Here is a 15,569-nt window from a genome sequence, read left to right on the forward strand (position 1 = left end):
AGCTTGCTCGCGATGGCGGTGTGTCAGATACCCCCATTGGTGGCTGAAACACCGCCATCGCGAGCAAGCCCGCTCCCACAGTTGGGGATCAGTGTTGTTGCTGGAGTTGGTACAGGGCATTGGCCAGCGCAATGTCTTCCAGGCCCAACCCGATCGAGCGGAAAAACACAGGGCGCTGGTAATCGGGGCGCGGGACCTTGCCGCTGAGCAAGTCCGGCAGATCACCCACGATCCGCGCCGAATCCCAGCCATGTCGTTCGCCCGCAATCAACATCTCCCCGGCTGAACCCGGCGTGGTCAGGCGATAGTCACAGAACACCTGCATGTCATTCAGGCTTTGCGGCGGTACTTCATGGGCGCGCGGTGCGTTGGTGCTGATGGAGGTGATCAGCGCCGGCTTGCTCAAGGTTGACGGGTCGATGACAGGACCCGCTGATGAGGTGCACAACAGGATCACGTCGGCGTCGTCGATGGCCGCTTCGCGGCTGTCGGCCAGGGTCAGGCGTGGGTCAAGACCCTTTATAAGCGCCAACTCCTCTCTGGTGCAGTCGTTCAAGCCCGGCGAATAGATGCGGATGTCCCTCCAGTCGCGCAGGCCTTTGACATAGTGCACGTGAGCCTGGGCCACCTTGCCGCTGCCGATGATCGCCAGGCGTTGCGCATTCGACGCGGCAAGCGCATCGACGGCCACGGCCGTGGTCGCGGCGGTGCGCGCTGTGGTCAGTTCGCCAGCATCGCACAGCAACAGCGGTTGGCCGGTCCGCATCGACATCAGCAACGTCCAGGCCGTTACCAGTGCGCCCTGCTCACGCACGATGTAGGGCGAGGTTTTCACCCCATAGACGCCATCCTCGGCCAGCACGCCTAAATAGTTGATGAAGTCGCCGGCACCCTTTGGAAACTCCACCAGTTGCTGCGCTGGTTGCACAGCCTGCCCGGCAGCCAGGTCACGGAACAGTTTGCGCAGGATCTGTGGCACAACGATTTGCGCCAACAGTTCGCGAGCCTGAGGTTGGTTGATCACGTAGGGGGTGCTGGACATGGGCGGCTCCGGATGCGAATAAACTAATTTGTCTATTATGGACTTTTAAATATGTCTCGCAATGTCCGGGCGAAAAAAAAGCGCAGTCCGTCTCCGGCTGCGCCTTCTCTTGCACATCATCCGTTAAGGACGTTTGCGCTCGACCGCACGTAACAGATGGGTCGGCGGTGTTTCACAGCTGATCTTTTTACCCAGCAGCGCTTCGATGGACGGTAGCTGGTACGAATCGTCTTCGCCGGCAAAGCTGATCGACACGCCGTCAGCGCCGGCGCGACCCGTACGGCCGATGCGGTGCACGTAATCGTCCGGGACTTCCGGCAGGGTGAAGTTGATCACGTGGCTGATGCCATCGATGTGAATGCCGCGACCGGCAACATCGGTTGCGACCAATACGCGAATCTTGCCTTCGCGAAAGCCTTCCAGGGTTTTGATGCGCTTGTGCTGTGGCACATCGCCGGACAGTTGCGCCGCGTTGATGCCATCGCGTACCAGGCGTTCTTCAATGCGACGGACTTCGTCCTTGCGGTTGGCAAACACGATGACCCGTTCCCAACCGTTGTCGTTGACCAGGTTGTAAAGCAGTTTGTATTTATCGGCACCCGCCACCGCATAGATGTGCTGTTCGACGTTTTCATTGGCCACGTTGGTGACTTCGATTTCGACGATCGCCGGGTCGGTGGTCCATTGCTTGGCCAGGTTCATCACGTCATCGGTGAAGGTCGCCGAGAACAGCAGGGTCTGGCGTTCGGATTTCGGAGGCGTCTGGCGAATGATCTGGCGCACTTGCGGAATGAAACCCATGTCGAGCATGCGGTCGGCTTCGTCCAGTACCATGACTTCGACCATGTCCAGGTGCACATCACCGCGCTGGTTGAAGTCCAGCAGGCGGCCCGGGGTGGCCACGAGGATGTCGCAGTGGCGGGCTTCGAGGTGCTTGAGTTGCTTGTCGAAATCCATGCCGCCCACGAACGTCATGACGTTGAGGCCGGTGTACTTGGTCAGGTCCGCGGCGTCCTTGGCAATCTGCACCACCAGTTCGCGGGTGGGCGCGATGATCAGTGCCCGCGGCTCGCCCATGTAGCGCTCTTTCGGCGGCGGGGTTTGCAGCAACTGGGTGATGATCGAAATCAGGAACGCTGCCGTTTTACCTGTACCCGTCTGGGCGCGGCCGATGGCGTCTTTACCTGCCAGGGTGAAACCCAGGACCTGCGCCTGGATAGGCGTGCAGTAGGGGAAACCGAGATCCTGGATGGCGTGCATCAGCTCCGGCGCGAGCTTGAAATCGTGGAAGCGGGTTTTGCCTTCCTGAGGCTCGACGACGAAGTCCTCGAGCTTCCAGGGAATGACCGGCGCCTTGGGCTTGGGCTCGCGGCGTAGTTTTGCAGGCTTCGCGGGTTCGCTGTGCGGTGCCTTGGCGTGAGTGGCTTCGGCGGTGGCGATGGCCGGCGCGGACTTTGGTGCGCGTTTTGCGGTCGCTTCGGCGACGTCCCGTTCAGGCTGCTGACCTTCGCTGCGCTGTGCAGTTGCGTGGGGCGCGGCGCTGGAGGTGGGGGCGAGCTGCTCAGCCTCGCTTTTACCGAACATTTTCTTGAGTGCTTTGAGCACGGTCATCTCATCAATAGGTTAAGTGCCGGCCAGTGTAATGCAAGAAACGGGCGCGGCGTAGTGGGAGGGATCAATGGGCCGTGTGAGGCCGCCGTTAACGCAGGCGCTCGGCCAGCCAGACACCGACGTCGCGAATCTCCTCGGGTAACACTTCGTGCCCCATTGGGTATTCCTGCCATGTCACGGTGACACCATGCTGCTTCAAATATTCGTAGGCGCTGCGCCCCATGGCGTTTTGCACCACGTCATCGTACTGGCCGTGCAGGCAGATCACCGGGATACGCTGTTGGCTCGCGCAGAGCTGCAGTTCGTCACTGAACGTGGGTGCATAGGTGGAGAGGGCAAGTACGCCCCCCAAGGGGCCCTGCCATTTCAGAAACGCGGTGTGTAACACCACGGCGCCACCCTGGGAAAAACCTGCCAGGAAGATCCGAGAGGCGTCTATTCCGCTGGCACGCTGTGTCTCGATCAGCTCGATAACCCGATCCGCCGAGGCTTCCAGTTGCTCACGGCTGATGGCTCGCGCCGGGCTCATGGCCAGGATGTCGTACCAGCTCGGCATCTCGTAGCCACCGTTGATGGTGACAGCGCGGGTGGGGGCCTGTGGCAGAACGAAACGTGTGCTCAGCAGGCTTTCCTGCAAGGCTTCGGCCACCGGCAGGAAGTCGAAACGGTCGGCCCCCAGGCCGTGCAGCCAGATGACGCAGGCGTCCGGGGTCCTGACGGGTTCAAGTATCAACGGCTCGCTCATGGCTGCTCCAATTGTGTGCGTGCGCTCTTAATGAGTGCGTGATCTGAGTGCGTACCGGGTTGATCAGTTACGAAGATGTCGCAAGGCTGAAAGTTTCGCTATTGACCTGTCGGTGAAGTGCCCCGACGAGCGGTCTGGTACGGCGTTTGCTAAGAGGTTGTTCGTAAGATTAATCCCACGCCTGTCGGTAACACTATCAGGCCATTGTTCCTGGTGGGATAGCAATAAATCCGGTGATGGATGTTCGCCAGTGGCCGACTCGGGCTTAGCGAACGTGAAAGGGCTACAGCCCGTTCGGCCGACTGGTGAGAAGCGAGTGATCCATTCGGTGGATTTTCTCCTACTAGACTCATAGCGCGGTCTCTACGTCGGTTGATCCCAAAAGAAGCCAACACGGGTCAACAACGCCTCAAAAGGGTGCGACAGGAATCACGCTCCGACACAACAAGAGCAAAACTGGAGGTTTGAATGAAGATGTTGAAATCCACCCTGGCCGTCGTGACTGCAGCCGCAGTGCTTGGCGTCAGCGGGTTCGCTCAGGCGGGTGCAACCCTGGATGCAGTGCAGAAGAAAGGTTTCGTGCAGTGTGGCGTCAGCGATGGTCTGCCAGGCTTCTCGGTTCCTGATTCCACCGGCAAGATCGTTGGTATCGACGCTGACGTCTGCCGCGCCGTGGCCGCAGCTGTGTTTGGCGATGCGACCAAGGTCAAGTTCAGCCAGTTGAACGCCAAGGAGCGCTTCACCGCGCTGCAATCGGGCGAAATCGACATCCTGTCGCGCAACACCACCATGACCAGCTCCCGCGACGCGGGCATGGGCCTGAAATTCCCGGGCTTCATTACCTACTACGATGGCATCGGCTTCCTGGCCAACCAGAAACTGGGCGTGAAAAGTGCCAAGGAACTGGACGGCGCGACCGTCTGCATCCAGGCCGGTACCACGACCGAGCTGAACGTTTCCGACTACTTCCGCGCCAACGGCCTGAAGTACACCCCGATCACTTTCGACACCTCCGATGAAAGCGCCAAGTCGCTGGAATCCGGTCGTTGCGACGTGCTGACCTCCGACAAGTCCCAGCTGTTCGCTCAACGCAGCAAGCTGGCTGCGCCGAAGGACTACGTGGTTCTGCCGGAAACCATTTCCAAGGAGCCGCTGGGCCCGGTCGTGCGTAATGGCGACGACGAGTGGCTGGCCATCGTGCGCTGGGTTGGCTACGCCATGCTCAACGCTGAAGAGGCAGGCGTCACCTCGAAAAACGTTGAAGCTGAAGCCAAGTCCACCAAGAACCCGGACGTCGCTCGTCTGCTGGGTGCTGACGGTGAATACGGCAAAGACCTGAAAGTGAAGAAAGACTGGGTCGTGCAGATCGTCAAGCAAGTCGGTAACTACGGTGAAGTGTTCGAGAAAAACCTCGGCAAGAGCACTCCGCTGGAAATCGACCGCGGGCTGAACGCCTTGTGGAACGCTGGCGGCATTCAGTACGCACCACCAGTGCGCTAATGGTTCTATCACCCGGCAGGCCAACTGCCGGGTGATGTTCTGTTCCATTCTTTGCGGGGCACTTCATGCAAAATTCAATCGGCGCACCAAAGCAGAGGCTCAGCCTCAGCGATCCAAAAGTGCGTGCGTGGCTCTTCCAGATCATCACCATTGTCGCGGTGGTCTCGATGGGCTGGTACCTGTTCGACAACACCCAGACCAACCTTCAGCACCGGGGCATCACCTCCGGTTTTGACTTTCTGGAGCGCAGTGCCGGTTTCGGCATCGCCCAGCACCTGATCGACTACACCGAAGCGGACAGCTATGCCCGGGTGTTTGTCATCGGCCTGCTCAATACCTTGCTGGTGAGCTTCATCGGCGTGGTGCTGGCCACTATTCTCGGCTTCATCATCGGCGTGGCGCGCCTTTCCAAGAACTGGATCATCGCCAAGCTGGCGACCGTCTACGTCGAGATCTTCCGTAACATCCCGCCGCTGTTGCAAATCCTGTTTTGGTATTTCGCGGTTTTCCTGACCATGCCAGGCCCGCGTAACAGCCACAATTTCGGCGACACCTTCTTTGTCAGCAGCCGTGGCCTGAACATGCCGGGCGCTGTGGTCGCTGACGGTTTATGGCCGTTCCTGGCAAGCATCGTGGTCGCGATCGTCGCCATCGTGCTGATGAGCCGCTGGGCCAACAAACGGTTCAATGAAACCGGTGAGCCATTCCACAAGTTCTGGGTCGGCCTGGCGTTGTTCCTGGTGATCCCGGCCTTGTGCACCCTGGTTTTTGGCGCACCTGTGCATTGGGAGATGCCCGTACTCAAGGGCTTCAACTTCGTCGGCGGGTGGGTGTTGATCCCGGAACTGCTGGCACTGACCCTTGCACTGACCGTGTACACCGCGGCGTTCATCGCCGAAATCGTGCGCTCGGGCATCAAGTCGGTCAGCCATGGCCAGACCGAAGCGGCTCACTCGCTCGGCCTGCGCAACGGCCCGACCCTGCGCAAGGTGATCATCCCGCAAGCTCTGCGCGTGATCATTCCACCGCTGACCAGCCAGTACTTGAACCTGGTGAAGAACTCGTCGTTGGCCGCCGGTATCGGTTATCCGGAAATGGTGTCGCTGTTCGCCGGCACCGTGCTGAACCAGACCGGTCAGGCGATCGAAGTGATTGCCATCACCATGAGCGTCTACCTGGCGATCAGCATCAGCATTTCCCTGCTGATGAACTGGTACAACAAGCGCATTGCGCTGATCGAGCGGTAAGGAAAAGCGCATGAGTACTCATACTTTCAAACCTGACATGCCACCACCGAGCAGTAGCATCGGTATCGTGGCGTGGATGCGCGCGAACATGTTCTCCAGTTGGCTCAATACCCTGCTGACCCTGTTCGCGTTCTACCTCATATACCTTGTGGTTCCACCGATCCTGCAGTGGGCGATCATCGACGCCAACTGGGTCGGCACCACTCGTGCGGACTGCACCAAAGAGGGCGCCTGCTGGGTGTTCATCCAGCAGCGTATTGGCCAGTTCATGTACGGCTACTACCCGCCGGAACTGCGCTGGCGCGTGGACCTGACCGTATGGTTGGCGGTCCTCGGCGCAGCACCGCTGTTCATCTCGCGCTTCCCGCGCAAAGCGGTGTACGGCCTGTGCTTCCTGGTGCTGTACCCGATCATCGCCTGGTGCCTGCTGCATGGTGGCGTGTTTGGCCTGCAACAAGTGGCAACGAGCCAGTGGGGCGGCCTGATGCTGACCCTGGTCATCGCCACGGTGGGTATCGCCGGTGCGTTGCCGCTGGGGATTGTCCTGGCGCTGGGGCGACGTTCCAACATGCCGGCCATTCGTGTGGTCTGCGTGACCTTCATCGAGTTCTGGCGTGGCGTGCCGTTGATCACGGTGCTGTTCATGTCCTCGGTGATGCTGCCGTTGTTTCTGCCCGAAGGCATGAACTTCGACAAACTGCTGCGGGCATTGATCGGCGTGATCCTGTTCCAGTCGGCCTATGTGGCCGAAGTGGTGCGCGGGGGCCTGCAAGCGATTCCCAAGGGGCAGTACGAAGCGGCTGCGGCGATGGGCCTGGGTTACTGGCGCAGCATGGGCCTGGTGATTCTGCCGCAAGCCCTGAAGCTGGTGATCCCCGGCATCGTCAACACCTTCATTGCACTGTTCAAGGACACAAGCCTGGTGATCATCATCGGCCTGTTCGACCTGCTCAACAGTGTCAAGCAAGCCGCCGCCGATCCGAAATGGCTGGGCATGGCCACTGAAGGCTACGTGTTCGCCGCTCTGGTGTTCTGGATTTTCTGTTTTGGTATGTCGCGCTATTCCATGCATCTGGAACGCAAGCTCGACACAGGCCACAAGCGCTAAGTCGCTACCTATTTAGGAAGTTTTCTGATGAGCGAAGCAATCAAACAGCCTGTGAGCCCTGAAGGCATTATTCAGATGCAGGGCGTCAACAAGTGGTACGGTCAGTTCCACGTGTTGAAAGACATCAACCTGAACGTCAAGCAGGGCGAGCGTATCGTCCTGTGTGGCCCTTCGGGTTCGGGCAAGTCCACCACCATCCGCTGCCTCAACCGTCTGGAAGAGCACCAGCAGGGCCGCATCGTCGTTGATGGCGTGGAATTGACCAATGACCTCAAGCAGATCGAAGCGATCCGCCGTGAAGTCGGCATGGTGTTCCAGCACTTCAACCTGTTCCCGCACCTGACCATTTTGCAGAACTGCACCCTGGCGCCGATGTGGGTCCGCAAGATGCCCAAGCGCAAGGCCGAGGAAATCGCCATGCACTACCTGGAGCGCGTACGCATTCCGGAGCAGGCGCACAAGTATCCGGGGCAACTGTCCGGTGGTCAGCAGCAGCGTGTGGCGATCGCTCGTGCGCTGTGCATGAAGCCGAAAATCATGCTGTTCGACGAACCGACCTCGGCCCTCGACCCGGAAATGGTGAAAGAAGTACTGGACACCATGATCGGCCTGGCTGAAGACGGCATGACCATGCTCTGCGTGACCCACGAAATGGGCTTTGCCCGCACCGTGGCCAACCGCGTGATCTTCATGGACAAGGGCGAAATCGTCGAACAGGCCGCGCCGAACGACTTCTTCGACAACCCGCAGAACGACCGCACCAAACTGTTCCTGAGCCAGATCCTGCATTGATCGGTCTTCGGCACTGAAATAAACCCGGACTTGTTCCGGGTTTTTTTGTTCCCCCTGTAGGAGCGAGCATGTCGAGGCGTCGAACCGTCGCGATGTTCGTCAACGATAACGTGGGCTGTCTGTATTCCAGCGGTGGCCGGGCTACCATCGCGAGCATGCTCGCTCCTACAGTACAGATACGGGGTTTCAGGAATCCGCCAGGATTTCGTGCGCTTCATGCGTAACACGTTTGAAACCGCGAAAGTCCGCACCCTCGGCCAACACTTTCGCATCGCTGAGCAAATGCGGGTAGCGATCGAGCAGCCGCATCAGCAGTATCAACGTCCTGGGGGCGGTGATCTCGCCGCGCTCATAGCGGGAAAACGCGTTGTGCCCGCCCCCGGAAAGCAGTTCCACCGCTTGCTTTTGCGTCAGGTTGAGTTTGCGGCGGATACGCTTCATCTCCTCGCCGATCATCTGGCGGCCGGCGATGATCAGTTCATCACCTGCAATCGAATAGCGCTCAGCGGAGTCGCTATCGAAGATGGCATCCCCGCATTTCTGGCATTCCCAACCACAAAGGTTGTCGAGCCGACGCTCCATGCCTTTGACGCTCTTGATGATTGTGCGGCCCTCGAAGCGTGTCATCCCCTCAGGCGCTCCGCAGGAATAGCATTGCTCTGTTTTCATGTGTTTTTCTCCTTGAAGGAGATCACCGGAGCCTTACCGTTTGAACGATAGGTAACCTTTACGTAGATCTCCATTTCACCAGAATGGGTGTGATAGACGTCCTGCCAGGTTCGGTGATCTGCATAGGTAGTCATCGACTTGTACAACATGCTGCGGTCCAGATCGAAAACGGTTTGCTGCATCTCGCTGAGCGTAAAGCCCAGGTCCTCAGCGCTCTCATGCGCTGCCCTGGTAAACCCGTTCCTTCCAAGCCGCCTGACATCCGCCTTGATCACATCCAAGTCGTAATGGGGTGTGTTCTTTTCCATAAGAAACGTAAACCCTGTCCTTGAAACTACCCTCAAAGGGTAATTTTGACTAATCGAAAATACCGCTCGTTTTGCCTCCTTGTGACCCTAGGTGTTTGCCTTCCTACGCGAAGCTGATTACCCCGTCAGGCGATTCCTCGACTTATAGGGCGCGACGCCCAGACCCCTGTCGGAAATGTTCAGCCAACCTGTTCCTGCTTGCGCTTCATCGCGATCTGCACGGCGCGCAAGGCATTAAGACGGCCATGGCCGTAGTAGTGGCTGTGACCGTCCTGATCGTATTGACCCAAGGGGCCATCGTCGGCGTGGCCGATTTTGTCGCAGCATTCGGCGAGAATCCGGCGAACCGACTCGCGATCCAGCGCGGGGTTGGCGCTCAGTATCAGGGCCGCCACACCGGCCGCGCCTGGGCAGGCACTGGAGGTGCCACTGAACGTTTCGATGAAGGCTGGGTGGGTGGTATCGGCGAATTTGCCGGACAGATCCGTGGTGCGAATGCCTCGGGTCTGCGGGGCCGAAGTCGCGGGTTTGTACTTGGGGTCCGGGTGCGCCTGATCACCGCTGGGAAAGCAGCACCACAATGCCTTGCCGAAGTCACTGTATGCGCTGCGGCGACTCTGGTCGTTGCATGCGCCCACGGCGATCACCATGGGATGGCTGGAATAACCATCATTGTCCAGGCTCTCGTTGCCGTTGCCCGCACCGAAAAAAATCACGCAGCCTTTGCCGGCGCGACCCTTGGTGGCCGCGTATTCGATGGCCAGGCGCGTGCTGGCGGCCAATGGAAATACCTGTGTGTGCCGGGGATCGGTCGGGTCAGCCCAATGCCCTTCAAGCGGTCCCCAGCTGCAGGAAATGATGTCAGCCCCTTGTTGCGCAGCCCAATAAAACGCGTCCGCTTCGGCCCGAGCGCCCAAGGGCCTGGTCAGCTTCAACGGCATGAGGCTGGCGCGGGGAGCCACGCCGCTGGCACCGCCATCGCCATTGGCACAGGCAACACCCGCTGCCGCAGTGCCGTGGCGTTCGAGGGCATTTTTCGGCCTCGGGCCTGACGCGGCATTACGTCGGTCGAAGTTTCGTGCGCCGACGATCTTGGCTGTGCCGGCGAACTCGGGATGGTCGATGTCGAAGGCATCGTCAATGATCGCGATGACGACGCCTTCACCTTGAGCCAATACATGGGCAGCCTCGACATTGGCGCTGGCATCGATCTCGAATTGGTAACTGACGACGGTTTTTTTCAAATGCCACTGGTTGTGATGGATCGCCCGTCGTTGGCCCTGACGCAGCATTTCCGGGTGGCAATACTCGACGTCCCGGCGCTCGAGCAATTGTCGAGAGAACGAGCACACTTGCGTGCCATGATTGTCCTGATGATGAACGAAGAAAGCGTTTGTCGCGTAGGGCGCCACGTGTTTGATCTGCAGATTCAGTGCCGCGAGGATTTCCAGGCATCGCGCGGGCGCCAGCTCATCGATGAACTTCAGGAACATGTTTTCGGTGTAGAGAATCGGTTCCCGGGTGAGAGGGTCCACCAGTACGCTGCCGGCGAAACGTACGTCGGGCAACTCGCGCAGCATGGCTTTGCGCAGGGTGGCATCGGCCTGATCCGGTAATTTGTAAACCTGCACCTGCGCATCTTCCACGTCGAACAGCAGCTCACTGCCAGCCAACGCATGGTGGGCGGCTTCACGGCACAGTGTTGAAGCCAGAGTAACCCCAGCCTCAGCGCGCACAGCCAGCAATTTCCGGTCTTTTTCGAGAAAAAACGAACGGCTGTTCTTTGTGCCGAAATTGACTTCTTCCATCGGTTTCTTCCATCCGTTGTCGGGGGAGCGAGCCATGTCACCCGTTCCGAAGTCCGAAGTCTGCCGCCGCTCTACCGGGGGGGATGTAGGTCGTCGCTCCTCGGGTGGGTGGGAAACGGCCTCTGAGCGAGGCGAAAAGGAGTTGCCGCGATGTCAGAAGCTGACTAGCATGTCAAAAAATTCATCCTATGATTGGACGAAAGAAAACTTTCCATGTCTGAAATTCTTCCGATAATCAAACGCTCCCTCGTCGACCAAGCCCTGGAGCAACTGCGGCTGCGCATAACCGAGGGCGTGTGGGCCGTGGGCCAACGCCTGCCCACCGAGCCTGAGCTGTCCGCCGAGCTGGGCGTCAGCCGTAACACCGTGCGCGAAGCCATGCGGGTACTGGCGTTTTCTGGATTGATCGAGATTCGCCAGGGTGACGGCAGTTACCTGCGGGCAGTGGTCGATCCATTGGACACCGTGAAAGCCTTGTCGCGCTGCTCCCAAGAGCAGGCACGCGAGACCCGGCACATCCTTGAAGTGGAAGCGATCGGCCTGGCGGCCTTGCGTCGCACCGACGCAGACCTGTTGGCGTTGCGCGAGGCGCTGGGCGTGAGCGGCAGTCACTACCACGGCGATCTCGACACCTACATCGCCTGTGACCTGGTGTTCCATCGCCTCCTGGTGGACGCCGCGCATAATCCGACCCTTAGCGAGTTGTACCGTTATTTTTCCAGTGTCGTCGGCGCGCAATTGCGCCACTGCCTGAACATCTCCCCGCGCCGCCAGGAAGTGTTCGACCTGCACATCGAACTGCTCGATGCCGTGGAACAACGTGACCCGGAACGGGCAAAAGCGCTGTCGAGACAGTTGATCAATGAACCTTGAAACCGAGAAAACCATGTCCAGCCGCAACACCCCAGGCACCGAAGCCAAACGCTCGGCCGAGCTCGATGAATTACTGATCGACGCCGAGGCCGATGATGAGCAGGTCCAACAGAGCCATCCGCTGCTGCGTCGTCCGTGGCTGTTGCTGCTGGGCCTGATTCTGGTGGCGTTGAACTTGCGTCCGGCGCTGTCGAGCATGGCGCCGATGCTCAGCGACGTGTCGAAGTCCCTGGGGTTGTCCGCGGCGCAGGCCGGTCTGCTGACCACGTTGCCGGTTCTCTGCCTGGGTTTGTTCGCGCCGCTGGCACCGGTGCTGGCGCGCCGCTTTGGTGCGGAGCGTGTCGTGCCGGGCATTCTACTGATGCTGGCGGGCGGGATCGTGCTGCGCAGTTCCTTCGGGGCCATCGGCCTGTTCAGCGGCAGCGTGCTGGCCGGTGCCAGTATCGGCATCATTGGTGTGCTGCTGCCGGGCATCGTCAAGCGCGACTTCCCGAAGCAGGCCGGGACCATGACCGGCGTCTACACCATGGCCCTGTGCCTGGGCGCGGCCATGGCGGCGGGCGCGACCGTCCCGTTGAGCGAGCACTTCGATAAAAGCTGGGCCCTTGGCCTGGGCTTCTGGGTGGTCCCGGCGCTGGTGGCCGGTTTGTTCTGGTTGCCGCAAGTCGGTCAGAGACAGGGCGCCCACATCGCTGCTTATCGAGTGCGCGGTTTGTTGCGCGATCGACTGGCCTGGCAGGTCACGGCCTACATGGGGCTGCAATCGTCCCTGGCGTACATAGTGTTCGGGTGGCTGCCGTCGATCCTGATGGGTCGCGGCCTGACCCCGACCCAGGCGGGCCTGGTGCTGTCGGGCTCGGTCATCATTCAGCTGATCAGCTCCCTGACGGCCCCTTGGTTGGCCACTCGTGGCAGGGATCAACGCCCGGCTATCGTGATCGTCATGCTGATGACGCTCGGCGGTTTGTTCGGTTGCCTTTACGCGCCGATCGAAGGCCTGTGGGGTTGGGCGATTCTGCTGGGTCTGGGGCAGGGCGCGACCTTCAGCCTGGCGCTGACGCTGATCGTGCTGCGCTCGCGTGATTCCCATGTGGCGGCGAACCTGTCGAGCATGGCCCAGGGCTTCGGTTATACCCTGGCGTCCCTGGGCCCGTTCGCGGTCGGCATCGTCCACGACTGGACCGGCGGCTGGAGCGCCGTCGGTTGGATCTTTGGCGTGATCGGCCTTGGTGCAATCGTCGCGGGCCTCGGGGCCGGGCGTTCGCTGTACGTCCAGGTGACCAGCGAAAAAGTCTGACTCACAGGTAGACCACATCCAGCGTCGCCGAACCGTCGAGCTGGATGTCGGCGCTCACGTCCAGTTCGGACGTCGGGGAAATGACGGTTTCGACGGTCACCCGGCTGCTCAGGTTCTGAATCGCAATCGGTCCGGCGCTGCTACCGGCCACGTCTGTGAACCCGAGGTAACTTCTGGCGCCCACCGGTATTGGTCGGCTGCTCGACGTGCTCCAGGCCATGCCGCCGGTGGTGGAGTCGGTGCGAAAGACCTGCGCCAGTTCATCTGCTACGGTCTGGGTTGGATCGAAGTTCAGCGAGTACAGGCCAATCTTGTTGCCGCTGATGTCGTGACTCAGTCCATAGTAAATCTCGCTGTTGACGATGGCGGAGCCGTCGCGATTGTCGCGCATCACCAGGGCAAAGCGTGCCGGACCATTGCACTGGAGGGTGAATTCGAGGGTCTTGTCGCGCAGCTGCGTTCGCTTGTCGACGCTCAGGTCCTTGTATGAAATCTTTCCGTAATCAACGAGGCCGTTGTTTGAAAGGCCTGGCGTGCAGGCGATGGGCGTTATCCGGCCCTTGACGCTCAGGTCTACGGTGGAGGCGGCGAGGGCCTCAGGGATGTTAATCAGGAGCAATGTGGCCCAGAGTGCGGCGAGATGGCGTGTCATGTTCATGTTGTCCTTTTCGTTGGCCGTGTGTCAGTGCCCAGGGCATGGCGCCCTGGGCCAACTCGGTTGGGTCAGAGGTATTTCATTTCCAGCGTGGCCGCCCCGTCGATGCTGACTTCATTGCTCAGGTCGAGGTTGTTTGCAGGCGAGATGGACGCACCGATGACCAATTCCATGTCCAGGTCTTTAACGAGGATCGGTTGGCTTAAATCTGCTTTGTCGGCGACCGATACGTAATAACCTGGGGTCCAGAACAAATGACCGACCCAGCCCGCCTGGCCATCCTCTGATTTGATCGCCTGTACCGACTGGCCGTCAGCGACCGCGCTGGACATGCCCAGCAAGTACCGTCCAATGTTCTGGGTGTCGTTGATTTTCCCGAGGCCGAATGCCGTGCTCAGATCGCTGGAGCCTGCGCGGTTGTCGATGCCTTGGAGAGCGAAACGGGTAGCGGCGTCGCAATTGACACTCAGGTTTACAGTGCGTGGCTCAAGGTTCGTGCTGGTGGTCGGGTTCAGGTCTTTGGCCGAAATCTTGCCGTAGTCGACATTGCCGCTCCCGGACAGGCTCGGCGAGCAGGCATTGGGTGTGATGGTGCCAGTGACCGCCAGGTCGGTGCTTGAGACTGCCAGGGCAAGGGGCACGATACTGGCAAAGGCGAAAGCGGACAGGGCTGCAAGGTATTTCTTCATCTTTATCTCTCTCTTTTCAGGTTGTTTTCCCGACGTGCCCAAGGCCTTTTACCCTGGGTTTGGCAGGTTGGGGGCTGGTGCTACAGGTAAATGATCTCGATCGTTCCCGCGCCATCCAGATCGATGACGTGGCTCAGGTCCAGGCTGTCGGTAGGCGCGATCACGGCGTTGACGGTCACGCGGGTGCTCAGGTTCTGGATCATCGCCGGCCCCGTGCTGCGACCGGCGGTGTCGGAGAAGCTCAGGTAAGTGTTTTTGGCCAGGGCAATCGGGTTTGCACTGGCGCTGCTCCATGCCACACCGGCACTGTTGGAGTCGGTGCGATACAGACGAGCGAAGCTGTCGGCGGCGGCGTTGGCCGGGTCGATGTTGACTGAGTAATGGCCGATCCTGTTGTTGCGCGTATCAAGGCCGAGGCCGTAGGACGCGTCGCCGTCGACGGTTGCCGAACCGGCACGGTTGTCGTGCATGATCAAGGCAAAGGCCGTGGGCGCATCGCAACCCACGCGCAACAGTAACGAGCGAGGTGCCAGGGGCGTGGGCTGGGTGGCATTCAGGTCATTGATGGTCAGGTTGCCGAAGTCGACCACGCCACCATTGGACAGCGCCGGCTCGCACGCGGCCGGCGCGAAGCGCGCACGCAATGTCGCCTCGCGGCTGGTCCCGGCGGCGATCGCGTCAAACACGCCGGTCATCTCCCAGGCCAGTGCATCACGGACCTGCATACCGTGTTCCTGCACCCAGGCGGACAGCTCGAGTTGGGCCGAGAAGGTGCTCCCCCGCGCCGGTACGCCAGACAGCAGCGGAACAACCCCATGATCGGGTCGCCAGATCAGTTGCGAGGCGGTTTGCTCGGGTGGTTGGCCGGCACCGGCAATCAATCCGAGTTCAACTGACTGACCGTCCAACACCCCATCGCGAATCCGGATCTGATAACTGCCCCGGTCGGCGAAATGGAAACGCTGGTTGGTGGCCGCCATGGCCCGGTAAAACAGGCTCATGTCGACGGGCGCTGGACAATTGAGGGTCAGGCTCAATCGACGGTCGCCCAGGTGGCGCTCCTGTGCGATGCCAGGGCGAATCGCTCGGTTCATCAGGCCGTAATCGAGCACCGGCTGGCTGAGGGTGAGTTGACAGTTCTCGGCCGACGCCGAGGCCAGAGGCGTGAACCCACTCAATGCCAAGGGGGCAAGCAGGACGAGTAGGGAGCGGGACAGGTTCATGC

15 protein-coding genes are annotated in these 15,569 nt (G+C 60.2%); 6 read left to right on the forward strand and 9 right to left on the reverse strand.

What is annotated here, in order from left to right:
* Positions 1-88: 88 nt before the first annotated feature.
* The 3 genes from AB4N33_RS26795 to AB4N33_RS26805 form a co-directional block, all read right to left on the reverse strand.
* Positions 89-1,042 carry an ornithine cyclodeaminase family protein gene (locus tag AB4N33_RS26795; protein WP_476458588.1) on the reverse strand — a complete coding sequence of 318 codons (954 nt, stop codon included), beginning with the start codon at positions 1,040-1,042 and terminating at the stop codon, positions 89-91.
* A 123-nt stretch (positions 1,043-1,165) separates the two neighbouring features.
* Complete coding sequence (rhlB, locus tag AB4N33_RS26800) at positions 1,166-2,653, reverse strand: ATP-dependent RNA helicase RhlB (RefSeq protein ID WP_476458589.1); 1,488 nt, start codon at positions 2,651-2,653, stop codon at positions 1,166-1,168.
* Between the two features lie 88 nt (positions 2,654-2,741).
* Positions 2,742-3,398, reverse strand: coding sequence for an alpha/beta hydrolase (locus tag AB4N33_RS26805; RefSeq protein WP_460121131.1), 657 nt, complete (start codon positions 3,396-3,398; stop codon positions 2,742-2,744).
* 468 nt (positions 3,399-3,866) lie between these two features.
* Between AB4N33_RS26805 and AB4N33_RS26810 the strand changes: the two genes are divergently transcribed.
* The 4 genes from AB4N33_RS26810 (at position 3,867) to AB4N33_RS26825 (ending at position 8,045) form a co-directional block, all read left to right on the forward strand.
* Positions 3,867-4,898, forward strand: coding sequence for an amino acid ABC transporter substrate-binding protein (locus tag AB4N33_RS26810; RefSeq protein WP_460121133.1), 1,032 nt, complete (start codon positions 3,867-3,869; stop codon positions 4,896-4,898).
* A 65-nt stretch (positions 4,899-4,963) separates the two neighbouring features.
* On the forward strand, positions 4,964-6,145 hold the full coding sequence (locus AB4N33_RS26815) for an amino acid ABC transporter permease (RefSeq protein WP_460121136.1): 1,182 nt from the start codon (positions 4,964-4,966) through the stop codon (positions 6,143-6,145).
* Between the two features lie 10 nt (positions 6,146-6,155).
* The gene (locus tag AB4N33_RS26820; protein ID WP_460121138.1) at positions 6,156-7,253 is read left to right on the forward strand and encodes an amino acid ABC transporter permease; all 1,098 of its coding nucleotides are present in this window, start codon (positions 6,156-6,158) and stop codon (positions 7,251-7,253) included.
* A gap of 27 nt (positions 7,254-7,280) precedes the next feature.
* Entirely contained in the window at positions 7,281-8,045 is a 765-nt protein-coding gene (locus AB4N33_RS26825) for an amino acid ABC transporter ATP-binding protein (protein WP_003178331.1), read from the forward strand.
* Between the two features lie 186 nt (positions 8,046-8,231).
* Here AB4N33_RS26825 and AB4N33_RS26830 read toward each other — a convergent pair whose 3' ends face one another.
* From AB4N33_RS26830 to AB4N33_RS26840, 3 genes are all read right to left on the reverse strand, one after another.
* Complete coding sequence (locus tag AB4N33_RS26830) at positions 8,232-8,714, reverse strand: type II toxin-antitoxin system MqsA family antitoxin (RefSeq protein ID WP_460121141.1); 483 nt, start codon at positions 8,712-8,714, stop codon at positions 8,232-8,234.
* Positions 8,711-9,022 carry a type II toxin-antitoxin system MqsR family toxin gene (locus AB4N33_RS26835; RefSeq protein WP_476458590.1) on the reverse strand — a complete coding sequence of 104 codons (312 nt, stop codon included), beginning with the start codon at positions 9,020-9,022 and terminating at the stop codon, positions 8,711-8,713. Before AB4N33_RS26835 ends, AB4N33_RS26830 begins: the two co-directional genes overlap by 4 nt.
* A 179-nt stretch (positions 9,023-9,201) precedes the next feature.
* Positions 9,202-10,830 carry a S8 family peptidase gene (locus tag AB4N33_RS26840; RefSeq protein ID WP_476458591.1) on the reverse strand — a complete coding sequence of 543 codons (1,629 nt, stop codon included), beginning with the start codon at positions 10,828-10,830 and terminating at the stop codon, positions 9,202-9,204.
* Between the two features lie 213 nt (positions 10,831-11,043).
* Here AB4N33_RS26840 and AB4N33_RS26845 point away from each other — a divergent pair, with 213 nt between their 5' ends.
* Together AB4N33_RS26845 and AB4N33_RS26850 are read left to right on the forward strand one after the other, a co-directional pair.
* On the forward strand, positions 11,044-11,703 hold the full coding sequence (locus AB4N33_RS26845; protein WP_476458592.1) for a FadR/GntR family transcriptional regulator: 660 nt from the start codon (positions 11,044-11,046) through the stop codon (positions 11,701-11,703).
* Positions 11,693-13,000, forward strand: coding sequence for a CynX/NimT family MFS transporter (locus AB4N33_RS26850; RefSeq protein ID WP_476458593.1), 1,308 nt, complete (start codon positions 11,693-11,695; stop codon positions 12,998-13,000). Before AB4N33_RS26845 ends, AB4N33_RS26850 begins: the two co-directional genes overlap by 11 nt.
* Position 13,001: 1 nt before the next feature.
* Here the strand turns inward: AB4N33_RS26850 and AB4N33_RS26855 are convergent, their stop codons facing one another.
* From AB4N33_RS26855 to AB4N33_RS26865, 3 genes are all read right to left on the reverse strand, one after another.
* Positions 13,002-13,652, reverse strand: a complete 651-nt coding sequence (locus AB4N33_RS26855; RefSeq protein WP_460121152.1) for a DUF1120 domain-containing protein — start codon at positions 13,650-13,652, stop codon at positions 13,002-13,004.
* A 71-nt stretch (positions 13,653-13,723) separates the two neighbouring features.
* Positions 13,724-14,344: a DUF1120 domain-containing protein gene (locus AB4N33_RS26860; protein ID WP_460121154.1), complete on the reverse strand. Its 621-nt coding sequence runs from the start codon at positions 14,342-14,344 to the stop codon at positions 13,724-13,726.
* An 80-nt stretch (positions 14,345-14,424) separates the two neighbouring features.
* On the reverse strand, positions 14,425-15,567 hold the full coding sequence (locus AB4N33_RS26865) for a DUF1120 domain-containing protein (protein WP_476458594.1): 1,143 nt from the start codon (positions 15,565-15,567) through the stop codon (positions 14,425-14,427).
* Positions 15,568-15,569 lie beyond the last annotated feature (2 nt).

This window comes from Pseudomonas sp. S1_E05, assembly GCF_056337105.1.

Excerpts from the sequence above, each read along its gene's own strand:
- AB4N33_RS26795 (WP_476458588.1), bottom strand. The coding sequence starts at position 1,042 with ATGTCCAGCACCCCCTACGTGATCAACCAACCTCAGGCTCGCGAACTG.
- rhlB (WP_476458589.1), bottom strand. The coding sequence starts at position 2,653 with ATGACCGTGCTCAAAGCACTCAAGAAAATGTTCGGTAAAAGCGAGGCT.
- AB4N33_RS26805 (WP_460121131.1), bottom strand. The coding sequence starts at position 3,398 with ATGAGCGAGCCGTTGATACTTGAACCCGTCAGGACCCCGGACGCCTGC.
- AB4N33_RS26810 (WP_460121133.1), top strand. The coding sequence starts at position 3,867 with ATGAAGATGTTGAAATCCACCCTGGCCGTCGTGACTGCAGCCGCAGTG.
- AB4N33_RS26815 (WP_460121136.1), top strand. The coding sequence starts at position 4,964 with ATGCAAAATTCAATCGGCGCACCAAAGCAGAGGCTCAGCCTCAGCGAT.
- AB4N33_RS26820 (WP_460121138.1), top strand. The coding sequence starts at position 6,156 with ATGAGTACTCATACTTTCAAACCTGACATGCCACCACCGAGCAGTAGC.
- AB4N33_RS26825 (WP_003178331.1), top strand. The coding sequence starts at position 7,281 with ATGAGCGAAGCAATCAAACAGCCTGTGAGCCCTGAAGGCATTATTCAG.
- AB4N33_RS26830 (WP_460121141.1), bottom strand. The coding sequence starts at position 8,714 with ATGAAAACAGAGCAATGCTATTCCTGCGGAGCGCCTGAGGGGATGACA.
- AB4N33_RS26835 (WP_476458590.1), bottom strand. The coding sequence starts at position 9,022 with ATGGAAAAGAACACACCCCATTACGACTTGGATGTGATCAAGGCGGAT.
- AB4N33_RS26840 (WP_476458591.1), bottom strand. The coding sequence starts at position 10,830 with ATGGAAGAAGTCAATTTCGGCACAAAGAACAGCCGTTCGTTTTTTCTC.
- AB4N33_RS26845 (WP_476458592.1), top strand. The coding sequence starts at position 11,044 with ATGTCTGAAATTCTTCCGATAATCAAACGCTCCCTCGTCGACCAAGCC.
- AB4N33_RS26850 (WP_476458593.1), top strand. The coding sequence starts at position 11,693 with ATGAACCTTGAAACCGAGAAAACCATGTCCAGCCGCAACACCCCAGGC.
- AB4N33_RS26855 (WP_460121152.1), bottom strand. The coding sequence starts at position 13,652 with ATGACACGCCATCTCGCCGCACTCTGGGCCACATTGCTCCTGATTAAC.
- AB4N33_RS26860 (WP_460121154.1), bottom strand. The coding sequence starts at position 14,344 with ATGAAGAAATACCTTGCAGCCCTGTCCGCTTTCGCCTTTGCCAGTATC.
- AB4N33_RS26865 (WP_476458594.1), bottom strand. The coding sequence starts at position 15,567 with ATGAACCTGTCCCGCTCCCTACTCGTCCTGCTTGCCCCCTTGGCATTG.